We start from the raw sequence: 15955 nt of genomic DNA, 5'->3' as shown, positions 1-15955 counted from the left end.
CACAGGCGCACTACCCTAGAGCTCATGAACCGACTGCCTTCTCCCCGCGAGCCTGTGAACGCCCTGACCCACTGGGCGGGAGCGGCTGCGGCCCTAATTGTGCTGGGGCCGCTGCTGTGGTGGGCGCACTCGCGCGGGCTGAGCCTGTGGCCGTTCCTAGTGTTCGGCGTCAGTATGGTGGCGCTCTACGCGGCCTCGGCCAGCTACCATTCCTTCCGGGCAGGCGAGCGCGGCCTGCTGTGGCTCCGCAAGTTGGATCACGCCGGAATCTTTCTCTTGATCGCCGGAAGTTATACCCCAGTCGCCTACTACGGGCTAGAAGGCGTGTGGCGCGAAGCCGTGCTGTGGGTCATCTGGGGCATCGCCATTGCCGGAATTACCCTCAAGTTGGTCACCATGCGCCTGCCCCGCTGGATCAGTACGCTGCTGTACGCGGGCATGGGCTGGACGGCCTTGGCCCTGATGCCGCAACTGGTGCAAAATTTGCCTCCCGCCGCTATTTTCTGGCTGGCCACAGGCGGCGTGATGTACTCCGTGGGCGCAGTCGTCTACGGCACCAAGCGGTGGCTCCCCGGCCCACGCGGGCGCAAGTTCCCCAAGCACTGGGGCTTCCACGAAGTCTGGCACCTGTTCGTGCTGGCAGGAACTGGCGCACATGTAGCGATGATGTTCAGCCTGAGTTGAGGCGTACAGAGTTCAACAAGCTCCCCTATCAAACACAACACCGCCCCCAGCTTATTCATGGGGGCGGTGTTGTGTTCAATCTTCAAAGCCGACTGATACCAATCAGGTCAGGCGTTCATGCGTAGCCCACTACGCCCAGTACCCACCGCTGTACCGTATTGATGATTCCGCTGATAGGCTCGCGGGCCAGAAAGATGAACCCCATCACCAGCAAAAAACTGAACGGCATGGCTTCAAATTGCGCGAGGCTGCGGCCCAGCGACGGCACGAGTGCGCCCAGAATGCGGCTGCCGTCCAGCAATGGGATAGGAATGAGATTGAAGACAGCCAACACGACGTTGATGCCTAGGACGGTGAGCAAGACCTGAAACGTCAAGTCGTTTTGGGGCAGGACACGCAGCAAAATGGCGGTCACAACAGCAATGAGCAGGTTGCTGATGGGGCCTGCCGCCGACACCCAGAGTACGCCCCAGCGCCCCAAATTGGCCGGATTGATGGGCACGGGTTTGGCGAATCCGAAGCCTGCCACCAACAGCAGCAGCGTGCCCAGCGGGTCTAGGTGCTTGCCCGGATTCAGTGTGACCCGCCCAAATCGGCGCGGCGTGGGGTCTCCCAATCTGTCGGCAACGTAGGCGTGGGCAAATTCGTGAACAGTTAAGGAGAGGACGAGCGCCACAGCGATAATCACGAACGCCGTGGGATTGGTGGTCAGCAGATTGAGAAGGCCCATAGGCCCTGCATTCTACGGGGAAGGCGTTGTCCGAATAGGGGCCGTTCTTCCTGCTCTGCGTACCGGTGCTAGGGCAGCAGCGTGATCGTGCTTTGTAGGCCCGCCCACAGCGGCGCGGTGGCCCATTGCAACGTGCCGGTCAAGAAGAGGGCTGTCCAAGCCAGCGCGGGCAGCAGCGTGCCGCGCAGGGGGCGGGGCAACTTGGTCAGCAGGGGCGGAAGCCGGGCCGTGTGGGCCAGCATTCGCCCCAGATCCAGCCCCGGCAGCGGCAATAGATTGAACAGGGTGTGTAGGCACAGGCCGTAAGCGGCGCGGCCCAGTCCGGTGCCGATCACGTCGGCGGTGGCGGGCAACAGTTGTTGCTGAATACGTTGGAGGGCCAACAGCAAGAGGGCCACTGCTACCAGCGTCAGCGGGCCAATCAGCAGCACGGCGGCAGCATTCGGCCCGCGCAGGGCCAGCGGCACGGGCCGGGGCAGCGCCACCCCGATCAGCAGATGCAGCGCCAGCCGCCACAGGTCAAGGTGCACCGCAGGCTCAGGCCAACCGAAGCCCGCCTGCACGCCGCTCCTGTCGCCCCAGTGGGCCGCGAGTCGGGCCTGCACCACGCCCTTTAGGATCATGCCTGCCAGCAGTGCGGCCACCTGCACCAGCAGCAGCAAGGGTTCGGTGGTCAGCAGAGTCAGCGGGCCGATCATGAAGGAGGCAGGTTCCGCACGTACTGCCTCAGCGCCGCCCGTTCATCCTCTGCCGACTGCACTTGCCCCGCTGCCCGCAACCCCGCGAGGTAGGCCAGCGCCGCGCCGATCTGTTGGCCCGCTGGAACGCCCAGCGCCACCACGTCGCGCCCAGTCAGGGGCGTGTAGGCGTCCGGGCGCAGCAATCGCCGCAGGATTCGTTCGGGGCTGCCGTCTGGATACGGCGTGTCGGAGAGGGCACGGGCCAGCAACGCGGCGGGCTTTTCGCCCAAATTCAGGCGGGCGGCCAAGTCGGCAGGATTCGGCGCGACGTGCAGCAGGGCAGCGGCGTAGGTCTGAAAGTTGACAGCCACGCCCTGCTCTTTTTCGGCGTCCAGCGCGTCCAGCAGCGGCAGACTGGCGGGGGGCGGGAGTTGGCCTGCGCCCCACGTTTCCAGCATCCGGGCCGCTCGTCCGGGGCGAGGTTCGGCCAGCAGCAATCGCAGCTCAGCCCATAGGCGCGGAGTCTGTTCGGCCATCTTCAGCGCGTCGGGCACTTGCGCCAGCAGATCGGGGTGGGCCGCCAAGTCCAGCCGCGCCGCCAACCGTGCCGCCCGCACCAACCGGCTGGCATCCTCGTGAAAGGAGCCGGAATGCAGGGGCCGCAGCACCCGCGCCTGTATATCGGGCAGGCCGCCCACCACGTCCAGCAGGTGAAGTTCTCCCCCCGGCTCCAGCACCAGCGCCAGCGCATTGAGGCCAAAATCGCGCCGCTGCAAATCTTCGGTCAGGGTTCCGGGTTCGGGAACGGGGTTGCCGCCTGCCACCGGGTATGTTTCGCGGCGGGTACGGATCAAGTCTACGGTTCGGTTATCGGGCAGGGTCACGGTGGCATTGCCAAACGCCGCATGAAAGGTGAAGGGCAGGCCTGTTGCCGTTGCCAAAGCCTGAAGATCTGCGCCTTCTATCGCCAAATCCAGATCAGGTGAAGTGTTGGAGGCAATCCCCAGCAAGCCGTCCCGCACCGCGCCGCCCACCAACGCCACAGTTGCCCCCGCCGGAACCAGCGCCGCGAAGTCGGTCAACCAGAGTTGATCGTCTGAGGGAAGGCTGTCCCAGACGGTGTTTGCTTCTTCTTGGCTCCTGCTCACTGCCCTGTCTTTCACTGAAAAGCGGCGGCGTCCAGCGTGACCTTCACCTCACGGGTCTCGCCGTCCCTGACCACCTTCAGCGTCACCGTATCGCCTTCCTTTTTGTCGATCAGCGCGGCTTGCAGGTCTTCTAAGGCATCTACGGGCAAGCCGTTCGCCTCCACGATCACGTCTCCGCCTAGCTGAATCGCGCCGCCCCGGAAGGCCTGAGTGTCCGTGCCGCCGCGCAGCCCAGCCGCGTAAGCAGGCGTTCCGGGCGCAACCCCGCCCACCACCAGCCCCGATTCCGGCAAGTTCAGCGTGCTTTTGCCCTCGCTGGACAGCATGCTCAGGCCCACCGCCACATTCCTCGCGCCGCCCGCCGTGCGCTGCTGCACCACCAAGCCGGGCGTCACTCCGGTCAGTTTGGGGGCCAGCACCACACCGCCGCCCGCGGCCTGAAGGCGGGGCAACAGGTTTTTGGCCGCGTTGATGGGAATGGCAAAGCCCACGCCCGCGCTCTGAGACGCGCCGCTGGCCCCACTGGGCGAATAGATTTGGGTATTGATGCCGATCACGCGCCCGCTGCTGTCTAAGAGAGGCCCGCCGGAGTTGCCCGGATTGATGGCCGCATCAGTCTGAATGGCCTTTTGGGTAATGCCTTCGCCGCTGCCACTGGTAGAAAACCCAATCGGAATCTGGCGGGCGGTGCTGCTGACAATGCCCTCGGTCACACTAAAATCCAGTCCGAACGGAGCGCCCATCGCCACGGCTTTCTGGCCCACTTGCAACGTGTCCGAATTGCCCAGTGGAATCGGTTTGATCAGGTTGGCGTCCAGTCCCTGCGGGCGAATCAGGGCCAAATCGTATTGCGGAGCCAGCCCGATGACTTTGGCCGTCACCGTTTCCGTGCGGCCCATCACGCGCACGCGGATTCTGTCGGCGGCACCTGCTCCGGCCTGACCTGCCACCACATGGTAATTGGTCAGAATATCGCCCTGAGCATTCACGAAAAAGCCGCTGCCGACGCCCTGCTGCACCTGCGTTTCCTCCGTGCCGCCGCCAAACATCCAGCCGAATGGATCGCTGCTGGCAATGTCTTGCTCGGTGCTGATGTACACCAGTCCCGGCTCAAAGCGCTTCACGATGTCGATGGTGTTCAGTTCATTCTGCAATTTCGCGGCGGCTTCGTTGGGTGCGGGAGCCGCCGCGGGCGCACTTGCCCCGCCTACAGGCACTTGATCTCTGAGCAACGTCGCGCCCAAGCCAAGTCCGGCGAGTACCAGCAGGGTTCCGATGAGAGGGGCCTTCATAGGGGGAATTGTAGGGGCGCTGTGCAGAAATGTGGGCAGTGCGGTATGGGAGGTGGGCTAAGGCTGGCTTAGAGGATCGTGGATTGTAAACCTGTGGATCGTGGAGATGTCAAATGAATTTCTAGCGAGGTGGCCGAAGTGCAGAGCAGTAAATCCTCACTGACCATCTGCGCCCTTCCCACGTTCTACGATCCACCCACCACGTTCCCGGCGCAAAGTGCCTTACGCCTTCGCCCGCTCCGGCCCGGCTCCCAGCGCCGCGATTTCTTCGGGGCTGATCTGATAATGCTCGCCGCACCAGTGGCATACGATTTCTTGGCCGCCCGCGTCCATCATTTCCTGACGCTCCTCGGCGTTAAAGAACTTCAGGCTGTCGCTGGCCTTTTCGCGGGAGCAGCGGCACTGAAAACGGGCGGCTTGTGCTTCGGCGGCCAGCAGCAGTTCCAACCCTTCGGCGGCGCGGTGCATCGCTTCCATCAGGCTGCCCCGGCGAAGGTTGTCGGTGATCTGGCCCATCGCGCGGATGTTGGCCTCCAGCTTGCCCAGCGTTTCATCGGTCACGCCCGGCATGGCCTGAACCAGCAGCCCGCCCGCGTGGGCCACCCGCCCGCCTTCCTCGTACACGCCCAGCAGCACGGCATTCGGAATCTGCTCCGATACGCCCAGATACATGCTCACGTCCTCGGCAATCTCGCCGCTCACGAGGTCGACGCTGCCCGTGTACGGCTCGCCGTTGTCCAGCAGGCGGGTCACGGCCAGTTCCCCCTCTGTGCCCACGATGCCGCTGACGTCCAGTTTGCCGTCGCTTTCGCGCAGGGGCAAATCGGCCCCCGGCTGGCGCACATAGCCGCGCACGCTGCCGTCGGTGCTGCCCTCGGCCACGATCCAGCCCACCGGGCCGCCACCCTCTAGGCGCAGGGTCACGCGGCTGTCGGTCTTTTTGCCCAGCACCACGGCCAGCAGCGCGGAAGCGGCCAGCGTTCGTCCCAGCGCCGCCGTCGCCGTTTTGCTGAGGTCGTGGCGCAGGCGGGCGTCTTCTACGATTTTGGTCGCGTCTATACCCACAAAGCGCAGCGTGCCGCCCGCCGCAGTTCCGCGCAACACATAGGAATCAGAGTTCTGGCTGGATGTCATCAGGGAATCTTACATGACAGCACTCAAGGCTGATGTGGGACGCCTTGCATTCAACTCGGCGGTGTTGCCCGCGATATAAGGCAGGCGCTGGCACACGTAAAGACTGACCTTAATTGGCGTGAGTGATGCTCCAGCCGTTGCCAGAGCCTGTTCTTGAGCCTTTTTAAATCAAGTTCAACGCGCTGGCGGGCCTTCTCGCACTTACCTGACGCGGCAGGGGGCACACCTTTAGATTTCTCAGGATGCTTCCTCATGACCGCTCTCTAATCTGCCGCTCTAGTGCCGTACTCGCCCGTTTGGGGTAGAGCCACTTCGGAGTATATGCACGTTGCCCTCAAGGAGAACCATGACCCTCATTCACTCCCCCAAAAAAGTCCTTAGCGCCGTCGCGCTTACCACGCTCGCCCTCACGCTGGCCGCCTGCAATAACCAGAGCAACAATGGCGCGGCCAGTACCCTCGTGGTGCAGGAATCCGCCGATATTCCCACCCTAGACCCCGGCACCACCTACGACACGGGCAGTGGGCAAGTCGTAGAAAACCTGTATGAGACGCTGCTGACCTACAAGGGCAACAGCCTGAGCGAGCTTGCGCCGCAGTTGGCAACCCAATGGACGGAAGGCAACGAGGGCCGCGAGTACCGTTTCACGCTGCGGGAAGGCGTGAAATTCCACGCGGGCAACGATTTCAAGTGTGCCGACGCCGAATACACTTTCCGCCGCAACTTGGTCACCAACACCGCCGACAGCGGCAACTGGTTCCTCTCCGAAAGCCTGCTGGGTACGGGCGCGAACGCCAACGACGACACCTCAATTACTTGGCAGCGCATTACGGACGCTGTGAAGTGCGACGGCGAAACGCTGGTCTTCAAGCTCCCTAAAGCTGACCCTGCGTTCCTGTCCAAGCTGGCCTACACGGGCCAGAGCATCGTAGACAGCGCCCATGCCAAGGAAATTGGCGAGTGGGATGGTACCGAAGCCACATGGAAGGCGGCGGTGGGCAAAGACCTGACCGGCAGCCCGCTGGCCAAAGACCCCAGCGGCACGGGCGCTTACCGCCTGCTGGAAAAGACCGCCAACGCGCTGACGGCCACCGCCTTCGAGGACTATTGGGGCGACAAGGCCAGTATCAAGAACATAGTCATTCAGCTGGTGCCGGAACAGGCCGCCCGCCTTCAAGCCTTCGAGCGGGGCGACGCCGATCTGATCGAAACGGGTGGACGGCCCATCATCGAGGAACAGTTGACGGGCAAGGAAGGCATCGCCATTCTGGACAACCTGCCCGATACAGGCGCGTTCGGCATCTCCATGAACCAGAATATGAAAGACGCCACCCGCATCGGCAGTGGTAAGCTGGACGGCAAGGGTATTCCCGCCAACTTTTTTAGCGACGTAGACGTGCGCCGGGGCTTCGTCGCGGCCTTCAACGTGCCGCAGTACATCAAGGAAGTTCAGGGCGAGAAAGGCGAGGCCCGTAACTTCCTCTTGCCCGATACGTTCCCCGGCTACGACAAGAATCTGGAAGCCCCCAAATTTGACCTGGAGGCCGCCCGCGCCGCCTTCCAGCGGGCTTGGGGCGGTCAGGTCTGGGCCAACGGCTTCACGCTGAACGCCACCTACCGCGCCGGAAGTGTCAGCGCTCAAACGGGCATGGAACTGCTGAAGAAGAACATCGAATCGCTGAATCCCAAGTTTCGCGTGAACATCGTGGCCAAGCAGTGGTCTGAAATCATCAGCGACGGTGCGGCGGGCAAAGAACTGATGATCATTACAGGCTGGGCACCCGATTACGCCGATCCCGACAACTTCGTGCATACCTTTTACAGCAGCGACGGCTACTACCAGCCCCGCCTGAACTTCAAGGACACGCAGCTTGATACGTGGATTAATGAGGCCCGCACGATCACCGACACGGCCCGCCGAAACGAGCTGTACGCCAACATTGCGCGCCGCGCCGCCGATCAGGCGTATTACGTGCTGCTGCCCAGCAATCCCGGCATTCTGGCCTACCGCGACACCGTCAAGGGCATCAGCGCCGAAGCCTTCAACCCGATGATCTCTTTCCGCACGGGCACGCTCTGGAAGGCACTCAGCAAAGGCTGAAGCCCAGACGCTCACTTTCATACATTCAGACTGCCGTTCCTTGAGGGGGCGGCAGTTTTTGTTTGTGTGAAAGGAAGTCAAAGGGTCTAAAGGTCTAGGGTCTAAGGAAAGTCAAGGGCAATCGCTGGCACTCATTCCCCCCACCCCGCTGCTTTGCAGCGCCCTCTGCTGCGCAGCTCTACGAGTCCCCCGCAAGGGTGGAGGGCAACAGAGAAGGGCTGGAAGCTGTGTGTTCTCCCTCTCCCTTGAGGGGGGAGGGCCGGGGAGGGGGTGAGTGAGCGTAGCGATTGCCTGTGCCCTGCCTTAGACCCTTAGACTTCCTGCCCCATCTTTCTCCGCCGCGCCGCGTATTCTGCGCCTATGCTTGATGCAGACCCCCGCGAACCCGACACCGAGACGCCCCGCGCCATCACGTTGCTGCTGGTCGACGATCATCCGGTGGTGCGCAAGGGCACACGTGAACTGCTGGAAACCGAATCCGACTTGCGCGTGGTGGGCGAGGCCGACAGTGGCGAAGACGCCATCGTGAAGGCCCGCGCCCTGCGCCCAGACGTGATCCTGATGGATGTGTCTATGCCCGGTATGAACGGCATCGAGGCCACCCGTGCCATTAAAGCCTTCCTGCCCGGTGTGGGTGTGCTGGTGCTGACCAGTTACGACGACGATGCCTACGTGTTTGCCCTGTTGGAAGCGGGCGCGGCGGGCTACCTACTGAAAAACGCCAGCGAGGATGACCTGCTGGGCGCGGTGCGGGCGGTGGCAGCGGGCGAAAGCGCCCTGCATCCCAGCGTGGCCCGCAAGGTGCTGGAGCGGTTCAGTGCCCAAACCACGCCCACGCCGCCCGAAGACGCCCTCAGCCCCCGTGAACTGGAAGTGCTGCTGGTGGCCGCCACAGGCCGTACCAACAAAGAAATCGCCCGTGATCTGGACATCAGCCCGCGCACGGTACAGGTTCACCTCGCCAATATTTTTTCTAAATTGGGCGTCGGCAGCCGAACCGAAGCGGTGTTGTTCGGAATTAAACGCGGCTGGATCGATCCGAAGCAGATTGGGTAGGAAAACCGTGAGTGGTGAGTAGTGAGAGGGAAGGGCGGGACGCTTTGCAGGGATCGTAGAACGTGGATCGTGGGTTGGGCGGTTGCTACGATCCACGCTCTACACTCCTGCCGCCCGCTGCACTTCCTCGGCAATCACGGGTAAGGCTCCGGCTGGCCCGATTCGCGTCATCCCTGCTAGGGCAGCGCGGGCGCGGCGGGGGCCGTCTTGTCTCAGCGCCCGCACTTCGGCAGCAAGGGCGTCTGGGTCAGCGTCCACCACACTCAGCGCCTCGCCCAGCAACCGGCCTTGCCTGCGGGCAAACCCTGCGGTGAACTGCGGGCCAGCCGTCGCAAAAGCCACTACTGGTTTGCCCAGTCCGGCCAGTTGTTCGTTGGCGGTGCCTGCCGTACCAATCGCCACATCTGCGGCGTGGGCAATGGCCCCGAATGCCCCGCGCAGTACAGGCACACGCACGCCTTCGCCTGTTGCGTAGGCTTTCGTTTCGCTCCCAATGTCTAGTGCCCAGCCAGCGGGCAGGGTTACGGCGTCCCAGTCGTGCGGCCATGCCACCAGTGCCGTGAATTCGGGCAGGCGGGCGGAGGCCAGCAGCATAGGCGGAAGGCTCTGGCGGTGGTCTTCGCGGGAGCCGGGAATCAGGGCCAGCACGGGGGGCTTATGTCGCGTGAACTGACTCAGATCGCGTTCGGGGGCGGCCAGCACATCCATCGCGAAGCTCCCTGCCCAGCGTGCCGCCACGCCCCGCGCCGCGTAGTAGGCAGCGGTGGGGGCGTCCCGTACGAACACGGCCCGTGCCCCCGCTGCCAGCCGCAGTTCGTAAGGCATCGGCAGGTTGGCCCCCAGCGCGTTCAGTTCCTGCATAGCCCCGCGCACGCTTAGGCCTTCCAGATACTGGGCGCTCAGCAGCGGCTGCACATGAATCAGCCCGATCCCGGCCCGCCGAGCTGCCAGTGTGCCCACCATCAGGGCGTAGGCGTCGCCCACCACCACCACCACGCCCGCGCCGCGTGCCCCCTGCACGGCGTCCTGCCACTGCCCCAGCGACTCCTGCACCAAGCCCGCCGCCACATCTGCCCGCAAATTTCCCACGCTGCCGAAAGGGAAACCGCCGCTGGGCAGCCTCAGCACCCGGCCCACCCGTACCGCTTCCGAGACTGCCGTGTACGCCCTGCCTTCTCCCACCAGCGGGCAGTAGCGCACGGGCAGGCGCAGCAATCCGGCCAACCGCGCTCCGATCAGGTCTTCTGCCGTGCCGTTCGAAATCAGCAGGGCGGCTTTGGGGCCAGCATTCTGGACAGCATTGAAGGTGGGGGAGAGGGGCAGGCCAGCAGAAGTCACGCCGCGCAGCATACCCGCCTGCACTGATGCTCCCTTCATCCTGACTTGCCCTGTGTTGGCGGTGCGGGCCAAACATGGTAGGAATACGGCCAGAGATATGAGCGCCCCTGTATGACTTACACCGTATGAGCTACCCCCTATGAGTGACTTCGACGCCCTGCAAGCGGCCATCCGCCGCCATGCCGAGGCGCGGCAGGCCGAACAGCGGGCGTGCGAGGCGTTCATCAACGCGCTGTACCACGCTCTGCGAACCGCCAGCGGGCCGGGGCTGCCCCTCAACAACGTCACGCTGGATTTTACGCCTGACCCCGCCAACCGCCTGCGTCCGGCCCCGCCGGGTGGATGGGTGGCCGCATGGTTGCGCCTCGGCCTGTGCGAAGTGCTGGTGCGGGTGCGCCGCACGGACGGAGTGTTTCAGGGAGAATACGGTTCAGACGGTGTGTTCCGCCTCTCCGCCATTTCGGAAGACGATTTGATTGCGCTGGCCCGGCGAGTCCTGCGCGACGTGGCCGCCACCTACACCAGCCAGAATTCGGGGAATGCCGGACAACTGAACTGAACGGAGTGGAGAATATTAACCAAAGTTACAATTAATCGCTTCACCAAGGTCAGACGATAGGCTCATGAACTCCGGCCTCAAAGTATTGACCACCGCGCTCCTGCTTACTCTCGGAACGGCGGGACTTGCCCAAACCAGCACGCCTGCGCCCACCATCACGGTTTCTGCCAACGAAACCGTGCCGCAGCTTCAGATCGAGACGACGGTTACGGTGACTCCGGCCAGCCCCGGCGTGCCTACCGTCAGCAGGTTGCGGCCTGCGCTGCCCGCCCAACGCTTCAGCTTCGAGCTGCCCGGCTTCGGCCCAGTCAATGTGTACGCCGACACACGCGGCGCGGGACGGCCCCTACTCCTGACCCATTCGGTCAATGCCGCCGCCAGCGCCTACGAGATGAAACCCGTGTGGGACGCCTACGCAGGCACGCGTCCGGTGTACGCCCTAGAGTGGCCCGGTTTTGGCAGCAGCGCCCGCCCCGATATTGCTTACACCCGTGACCTGATGACCCGCGCCCTGCTGCTGTTGGTGGCCCAACTCGCCAGCGATGTGGACGTGGTTTCCATGAGTCTCGGCAGCGAGTTTGCCGCCCGCGCCGCCCTGCAAGACCCCCGGATTCGCACGCTGGCCCTGCTGAGTCCCAGTGGCCTCGGCACGCCACGGGGCAACACACAGCAAGCCAACGCCGACGACGGCGGCCAGCGGCTGTACAACATCCTAAGTACCTTCGGCACCCCCCTGTACGCCATTTTGCGAACCCGCCCCGTCATCGAACTGTTCCTTGATCCGTCGTTCCGGGGGCCAGTCAACGTGGGCCTCATCGACTACGCTGTAGACACCAGCCGCCAGCCCGGAGCCAAGTACGCGCCCTTATATTTCATCAGCGGCCAACTCTTTACGCCCGACGCCTACGCCGATCTGTACAGCAAACTGACCATTCCAGTGGTGGTCATGTCAGATCAGGACGCCTTCGTGAACTTTGCCCGCCTGCCTGACTTTGCCGCGCTACCGGGCAAAAGTGCGGTCAGAATTGCCGACACCGATGGTCTGCCCCACTGGGAAAAAATGCTGGATGTGAAGGTGACGCTGGACGCTTTCTGGCGGGCGAATCCTTAAGCGCTGATTTGTGCCACTCTGAGCCATGTCAGCTTCAGCGCTTGCCCCGTCTCAACTTGCCATTCTCAAGGAGTTGGCGGGCGGCGCACTCGGCTACTACCGCGACGACGTGTGCGTGTTGCTGTATCTACGCTATGCCGAGCAGGACATCAGCCTGAGCGACGTGCTGGCGCTGGAACATGCGGGTCTGCTGGTCGGCGGTAGCATGTTCGAAATCAGCGATGCCGGGCGGCTGGCCCTCGCGGAGTGGGATGCGAGTTGTACGCCCCACTGACCTTCAAAGGAACAGCAAAAACCCCCCGTATCTGGGGGGCTTAAGTTGCACCGAGTCTATTCGCGTCGTCTCTGAAGCATGTCTTCTCGTGCGGATCAATTAAACCCATTCTCTTCAAGCAGTTTCAGCGTCCAATTCCTCGCGGCTGATGCGGCTGCTGAGGGCCGTGCAAGCCAGCAGTACGCCGAACATGGGCACAACGATTACGGCATAAAGAATGGCAAGTACGTTAGACATGAACACTCCTGACCTGAAGCACAACGAGAAAGTGGCTGATTGAAGAGAGAAGAGGGCAACGCAAGCACTTCACAGAAGACCTTGCGGGCAACTTGGCTCTATAACGTGAACTGCTGTCAGCATAGGTGTGAAGAACTGACAAAGGTCTTACGGTACATGAATCAAGAAGAGACAGTGGGTCATTCAGGAACTTGAGCGGAGGAGCAACGATTTCTGCTGCAATGAGATCTGAACTGTGTCATAGCTCAACTCCGTCTAGATGAGCTAACCCAGACCTCTTGCCCCGCAGAGAGTCAAAAAAATCCCATCCACCAGCCTAAACTGGAGAATGGGGATGAGCCTGCCCTAAGAGGACTGCCTAGTTGTCTACTTTGTCACTTCACCACGATATTGATGATTCGGCCCGGTACGTACACTTCTTTCACCACTGTCTTGCCTTCTGTGTATTTCTGCACGTCGGGCAAGGCTTGGGCGGCGGCCATCGCCTCAGCCTGCGTCGCGGTCTTAGAAATGGTGACTTCGCCACGTACTTTCCCGCTGACCTGCACGCCCAAAGTCACGGTGTCGCGGGTGGCGGCGGCTTCATCTACGGCGGGCCAGCTTTGGGTATGAATGCTGCCACTGTTGCCGCGCTCATGCCAGATTTCTTCAGCTACGTGAGGCACCACCGGGGCCAGCATCAGGTTCAGGATGTCCAGCGCTTCGGCATAAGCGGGCGTGGCGCGTACCGGGCTGCGTTTGGCGTCGGCCAGCGCGTCGGTCAGGATGTTCAGCGTGGCAAAAATAGTGTTGAAGTTCAGGCGCTCGAAGTCGTCGGTGACACGCTTCAGGGCCGAATGGGTGGCGTAGCGCAACTCCGCTTCGGTCACGCTTTTGGCTGGTCCACTTCCTTCTTCATCGAAGTACAAGCGCCACACGCGCGACAGCCACCGCGCTGGACCCTGAATTCCGGTGGGATCCCAAGGCCCGCCGTCTTCCCACGGCGCAATCGACAGCAAGTAGGCCCGCACGGTGTCGGCCCCGTACTCGCGCACCAAGTCGTCTGGGTCGACTACGTTGCCGCGCGATTTGCTCATCTTGTCGCCGTCTGGCCCCAAGATCATGCCCTGATTTCGCAGCCACTTGAACGGTTCGTTCTGCTCGGTCAGGCCCATGTCGCGCATGGCTTTCGTCCAGAACCGGCTGTACAGCAGGTGCAAAATGGCGTGTTCGATGCCGCCCGTGTACAGATCGACAGGCAGTTTGCCCGCTTCCGCCGGGTCGAACGGATGAACCTCGTCACGCGGGGACAAGAAGCGGTACATGTACCAACTGCTGTCCACGAAGGTATCCATCGTGTCGGTGTCGCGTTCGGCGGGGCCGCCACACACGGGGCAGGTGGTCTGCACCCACTCGCGGTTCAGCTTCAGCGGGCTTTGTCCGGCGGGCGTAAATTCCACGTTGTCGGGCAGGCGCACGGGCAGTTGGTCGGCAGGGACGGGCTGAGCGCCGTGTTCCTCGCAGTACACGATGGGAATGGGCGTGCCCCAGTAGCGTTGGCGCGATACCAACCAGTCGCGCAGGCGGAAGGTGGTTTTGGCTTTGGCGACGCCGTGTTCGTCCAGCTTGGCGATAATCTGGGCGATGCTGGCCTTGCCACCGCGCAGGCCGTCAAACTCGCCGCTGTTCACGATCAGGCCTTCGCCGTTGTAGGAGGCTTCGGGGTTTTCGCCCATGCCTGCGCCGCCCTCGGGCCGAATGACTTCCCGAATCTCCAGCCCAAACTTGCGGGCAAAGGCAAAATCGCGTTCGTCGTGCGCGGGCACGGCCATGATGGAGCCTGTGCCGTAGGTGACCAGCACGTAGTCGGCCACCCAGATCGGCACCTGATGGCCGCTGATGGGGTGCGTGGCGTAGCTTCCGGTAAATACGCCCGTTTTCTCGCCGCTGTCCTGCTGGCGCTCCACGTCGGTTTTGCGTCCGGCGGCTTCCAAGTAGGCCCGCACCGTGTCTGCCTGTTCAGGCGAGGTCAGTGCCGCCACCTTGCTGTGTTCGGGGGCCAGCACCAAAAACGTCGCGCCCATCAGGGTATCTGGGCGGGTGGTAAACACCGTTTCGGGGCCAGCAGGCGTGTCGAAGGTGATTTCCGCGCCCACGCTCTTGCCGATCCAGTTGGTCTGCATCAGTCGCACGCGCTCCGGCATGTCGGTGTCCCCGAAGTCCAGCAGTTCATCGGCGTAATCGGTAATTTTCAGGTACCACTGGCTCAGCTTGCGGCGCTCTACTGCGGTGCCGCAGCGTTCGCAGTGGCCGTTCACGACCTGTTCGTTCGCCAATACGGTCTGGTCTTTGGGGCACCAGTTCACCAACCCGTCTTTTTTGTACGCCAGCCCGCGCCGGAAGAACTCGGTAAAAAACCATTGGTTCCAGCGGTAGTATTCCGGATCACAGGTGGCAAAACTGCGGCTCCAGTCGATCATGGTGCCCATCCGCCCAAACTGCCCGATCATGTAGGCGATGTTTTCCCGCGTCCACTTGGCCGGGTTCACGTTGTTCTTGATGGCGGCGTTTTCGGCAGGCAGCCCAAAGGCGTCGAAGCCCATCGGAAACAGCACGTTGTAGCCGCGCATCCGCATCCAGCGGGCGCGGGCATCGGGCGCGACGTTGGCGTACCAGTGCCCGATGTGCAGGTTGCCGCTGGGGTACGGGAACATGGTCAGCGCGTAATACTTGGTTTTGCTGGCATCTTCGCGGAAGGTGTACAGGCCATCGGCGGCCCACTGCTCCTGCCACTTGCCTTCTATGGCGTGCGGGTTATACCGCTCGGCGCGGGGTTCTTTAATATCGGTCATGAGTAGATTCTCCTGAAGGGGCGAAATAAGTCTGGGGCAAAGAAAAGCCCCGGCCAACAACAGACCGGGGACACGCGCACAAGCCTAGGCTAGTCGCGCCGTCCCCGGCAAGTAAGCGCAGAGCGGATCATGGGAAACAGTGTAGCGGAATTGGCGCGGGCGGGTCTAAGGGGACTCGTGAAACTTTGTGTTTGCTCCCTCACCCTTGAGGGGGGAGGGTTGGGGAGGGGGTGAGTGAGCGTAAGCGATTGCAGTTTTTAGCCCCTTCAACTCTCGGCCCTTAAACGCCCTTAGCGCTGACCCCCCCCCAACTCCCTCACCATCAACACTTCATCCAGCCCCGGCCCATAGCCGTCCGGCGTGCGCTTGGTTTCCTGAAAACCGTGACGGGCAAAAAAGGGGGCGCTGTGTTGAGTGGTGTCTATCCAGCATTCGGCCTCGCCCATATCGCGCAGGGCGTCTAAGCGGTAGCGCAGCAGTAGGGAGCCTAAGCCGGTGCGGTGCAAGTCGCGCCTGACCATGCCCCATGCCAGCCCTGCCCGTCGCTCCGGCCTGCTGAAGTTTTGCCACACGCCGCCGCACGCTACCGGTTCCCCCGCTTGTTGCACTACCCAATACGCACCGGGACTGTGCAGATACGCCTCAAAGTCGGCGCGTTCGAACGGCAGGAAATAAGTGGGCATGTTGGACTCGAACAGGGCCAAGCAAACAGAAGTATCGGCGGGCGCAAAGGCACGAATCAGGGCGGTCATTTCCCACACCCTACACTCCACGGCCCCC

General features: G+C 62.7%; 15 protein-coding genes. 6 read left to right on the top strand and 9 right to left on the bottom strand.

Translation table 11 applies throughout. From position 1 onward, the window contains the following. The first annotated feature begins 24 nt into the window (after window positions 1-24). Entirely contained in the window at window positions 25-684 is a 660-nt protein-coding gene (trhA, locus tag SU48_RS09010) for a PAQR family membrane homeostasis protein TrhA (RefSeq protein WP_064014964.1), read from the top strand. Window positions 685-799: 115 nt separating this feature from the next. On the opposite strand, the gene SU48_RS09005 is transcribed toward trhA, so the two are convergent. From SU48_RS09005 to hslO, 5 genes are all read right to left on the bottom strand, one after another. Beyond that, window positions 800-1414: a site-2 protease family protein gene (locus SU48_RS09005; protein WP_064014963.1), complete on the bottom strand. Its 615-nt coding sequence runs from the start codon at window positions 1412-1414 to the stop codon at window positions 800-802. Window positions 1415-1482: 68 nt separating this feature from the next. Next, window positions 1483-2112 carry a hypothetical protein gene (locus tag SU48_RS09000; protein ID WP_064014962.1) on the bottom strand — a complete coding sequence of 210 codons (630 nt, stop codon included), beginning with the start codon at window positions 2110-2112 and terminating at the stop codon, window positions 1483-1485. Then, window positions 2109-3176: a tRNA nucleotidyltransferase/poly(A) polymerase family protein gene (locus SU48_RS08995; protein ID WP_231881585.1), complete on the bottom strand. Its 1068-nt coding sequence runs from the start codon at window positions 3174-3176 to the stop codon at window positions 2109-2111. Before SU48_RS08995 ends, SU48_RS09000 begins: the two co-directional genes overlap by 4 nt. Window positions 3177-3253: 77 nt before the next feature. Continuing rightward, window positions 3254-4534: a S1C family serine protease gene (locus tag SU48_RS08990; protein WP_064014961.1), complete on the bottom strand. Its 1281-nt coding sequence runs from the start codon at window positions 4532-4534 to the stop codon at window positions 3254-3256. A 222-nt stretch (window positions 4535-4756) separates the two neighbouring features. Beyond that, window positions 4757-5668 (bottom strand): Hsp33 family molecular chaperone HslO, encoded by a 912-nt coding sequence (gene hslO / locus SU48_RS08985; RefSeq protein ID WP_064014960.1) that lies wholly within the window; start codon window positions 5666-5668, stop codon window positions 4757-4759. A gap of 346 nt (window positions 5669-6014) precedes the next feature. Between hslO and SU48_RS08980 the strand changes: the two genes are divergently transcribed. Both SU48_RS08980 and SU48_RS08975 read left to right on the top strand, forming a co-directional pair. Next, window positions 6015-7769: an ABC transporter substrate-binding protein gene (locus SU48_RS08980; protein WP_064014959.1), complete on the top strand. Its 1755-nt coding sequence runs from the start codon at window positions 6015-6017 to the stop codon at window positions 7767-7769. A gap of 360 nt (window positions 7770-8129) precedes the next feature. Continuing rightward, window positions 8130-8825, top strand: a complete 696-nt coding sequence (locus SU48_RS08975; RefSeq protein ID WP_064014958.1) for a response regulator — start codon at window positions 8130-8132, stop codon at window positions 8823-8825. Between the two features lie 99 nt (window positions 8826-8924). Here the strand turns inward: SU48_RS08975 and SU48_RS08970 are convergent, their stop codons facing one another. Further along, the gene (locus SU48_RS08970) at window positions 8925-10202 is read right to left on the bottom strand and encodes a lipid-A-disaccharide synthase-related protein (protein WP_231881584.1); all 1278 of its coding nucleotides are present in this window, start codon (window positions 10200-10202) and stop codon (window positions 8925-8927) included. Between the two features lie 100 nt (window positions 10203-10302). Between SU48_RS08970 and SU48_RS08965 the strand changes: the two genes are divergently transcribed. The 3 genes from SU48_RS08965 (at window position 10303) to SU48_RS08955 (ending at window position 12107) form a co-directional block, all read left to right on the top strand. Next, window positions 10303-10722: a hypothetical protein gene (locus tag SU48_RS08965; RefSeq protein ID WP_064014957.1), complete on the top strand. Its 420-nt coding sequence runs from the start codon at window positions 10303-10305 to the stop codon at window positions 10720-10722. Between the two features lie 64 nt (window positions 10723-10786). Next, window positions 10787-11833 (top strand): alpha/beta fold hydrolase, encoded by a 1047-nt coding sequence (locus SU48_RS08960; protein WP_231881583.1) that lies wholly within the window; start codon window positions 10787-10789, stop codon window positions 11831-11833. Window positions 11834-11858: 25 nt separating this feature from the next. Continuing rightward, a complete protein-coding gene (locus SU48_RS08955; RefSeq protein WP_064014956.1) occupies window positions 11859-12107 on the top strand; it encodes a hypothetical protein in 249 nt (82 codons plus the stop codon). Between the two features lie 114 nt (window positions 12108-12221). Here SU48_RS08955 and SU48_RS14420 read toward each other — a convergent pair whose 3' ends face one another. The 3 genes from SU48_RS14420 to SU48_RS08945 form a co-directional block, all read right to left on the bottom strand. After that, window positions 12222-12344, bottom strand: a complete 123-nt coding sequence (locus SU48_RS14420) for a hypothetical protein (protein WP_269446944.1) — start codon at window positions 12342-12344, stop codon at window positions 12222-12224. A 374-nt stretch (window positions 12345-12718) separates the two neighbouring features. Next, window positions 12719-15175 carry a leucine--tRNA ligase gene (gene leuS, locus SU48_RS08950; RefSeq protein ID WP_064014955.1) on the bottom strand — a complete coding sequence of 819 codons (2457 nt, stop codon included), beginning with the start codon at window positions 15173-15175 and terminating at the stop codon, window positions 12719-12721. A gap of 290 nt (window positions 15176-15465) precedes the next feature. Beyond that, entirely contained in the window at window positions 15466-15927 is a 462-nt protein-coding gene (locus SU48_RS08945; protein WP_064014954.1) for a GNAT family N-acetyltransferase, read from the bottom strand. Window positions 15928-15955 lie beyond the last annotated feature (28 nt).

The organism is Deinococcus puniceus (assembly GCF_001644565.1).
Classification (GTDB): domain Bacteria; phylum Deinococcota; class Deinococci; order Deinococcales; family Deinococcaceae; genus Deinococcus; species Deinococcus puniceus.
The sequence above is the reverse complement of the archived record's forward strand: the minus strand, read 5'-3'. Positions and strand labels throughout refer to the sequence as shown.

Coding starts and splice junctions, on each gene's coding strand:
- leuS (WP_064014955.1), bottom strand. CDS start 15,175: ATGACCGATATTAAAGAACCCCGCGCCGAGCGGTATAACCCGCACGCC.
- SU48_RS08960 (WP_231881583.1), top strand. CDS start 10,787: ATGAACTCCGGCCTCAAAGTATTGACCACCGCGCTCCTGCTTACTCTC.
- SU48_RS09005 (WP_064014963.1), bottom strand. CDS start 1,414: ATGGGCCTTCTCAATCTGCTGACCACCAATCCCACGGCGTTCGTGATT.
- SU48_RS08945 (WP_064014954.1), bottom strand. CDS start 15,927: ATGACCGCCCTGATTCGTGCCTTTGCGCCCGCCGATACTTCTGTTTGC.
- SU48_RS08965 (WP_064014957.1), top strand. CDS start 10,303: ATGAGTGACTTCGACGCCCTGCAAGCGGCCATCCGCCGCCATGCCGAG.
- SU48_RS14420 (WP_269446944.1), bottom strand. CDS start 12,344: ATGTCTAACGTACTTGCCATTCTTTATGCCGTAATCGTTGTGCCCATG.
- SU48_RS08990 (WP_064014961.1), bottom strand. CDS start 4,534: ATGAAGGCCCCTCTCATCGGAACCCTGCTGGTACTCGCCGGACTTGGC.
- SU48_RS09000 (WP_064014962.1), bottom strand. CDS start 2,112: ATGATCGGCCCGCTGACTCTGCTGACCACCGAACCCTTGCTGCTGCTG.
- hslO (WP_064014960.1), bottom strand. CDS start 5,668: ATGACATCCAGCCAGAACTCTGATTCCTATGTGTTGCGCGGAACTGCG.
- SU48_RS08980 (WP_064014959.1), top strand. CDS start 6,015: ATGACCCTCATTCACTCCCCCAAAAAAGTCCTTAGCGCCGTCGCGCTT.
- SU48_RS08955 (WP_064014956.1), top strand. CDS start 11,859: ATGTCAGCTTCAGCGCTTGCCCCGTCTCAACTTGCCATTCTCAAGGAG.
- SU48_RS08970 (WP_231881584.1), bottom strand. CDS start 10,202: ATGAAGGGAGCATCAGTGCAGGCGGGTATGCTGCGCGGCGTGACTTCT.
- trhA (WP_064014964.1), top strand. CDS start 25: ATGAACCGACTGCCTTCTCCCCGCGAGCCTGTGAACGCCCTGACCCAC.
- SU48_RS08975 (WP_064014958.1), top strand. CDS start 8,130: ATGCTTGATGCAGACCCCCGCGAACCCGACACCGAGACGCCCCGCGCC.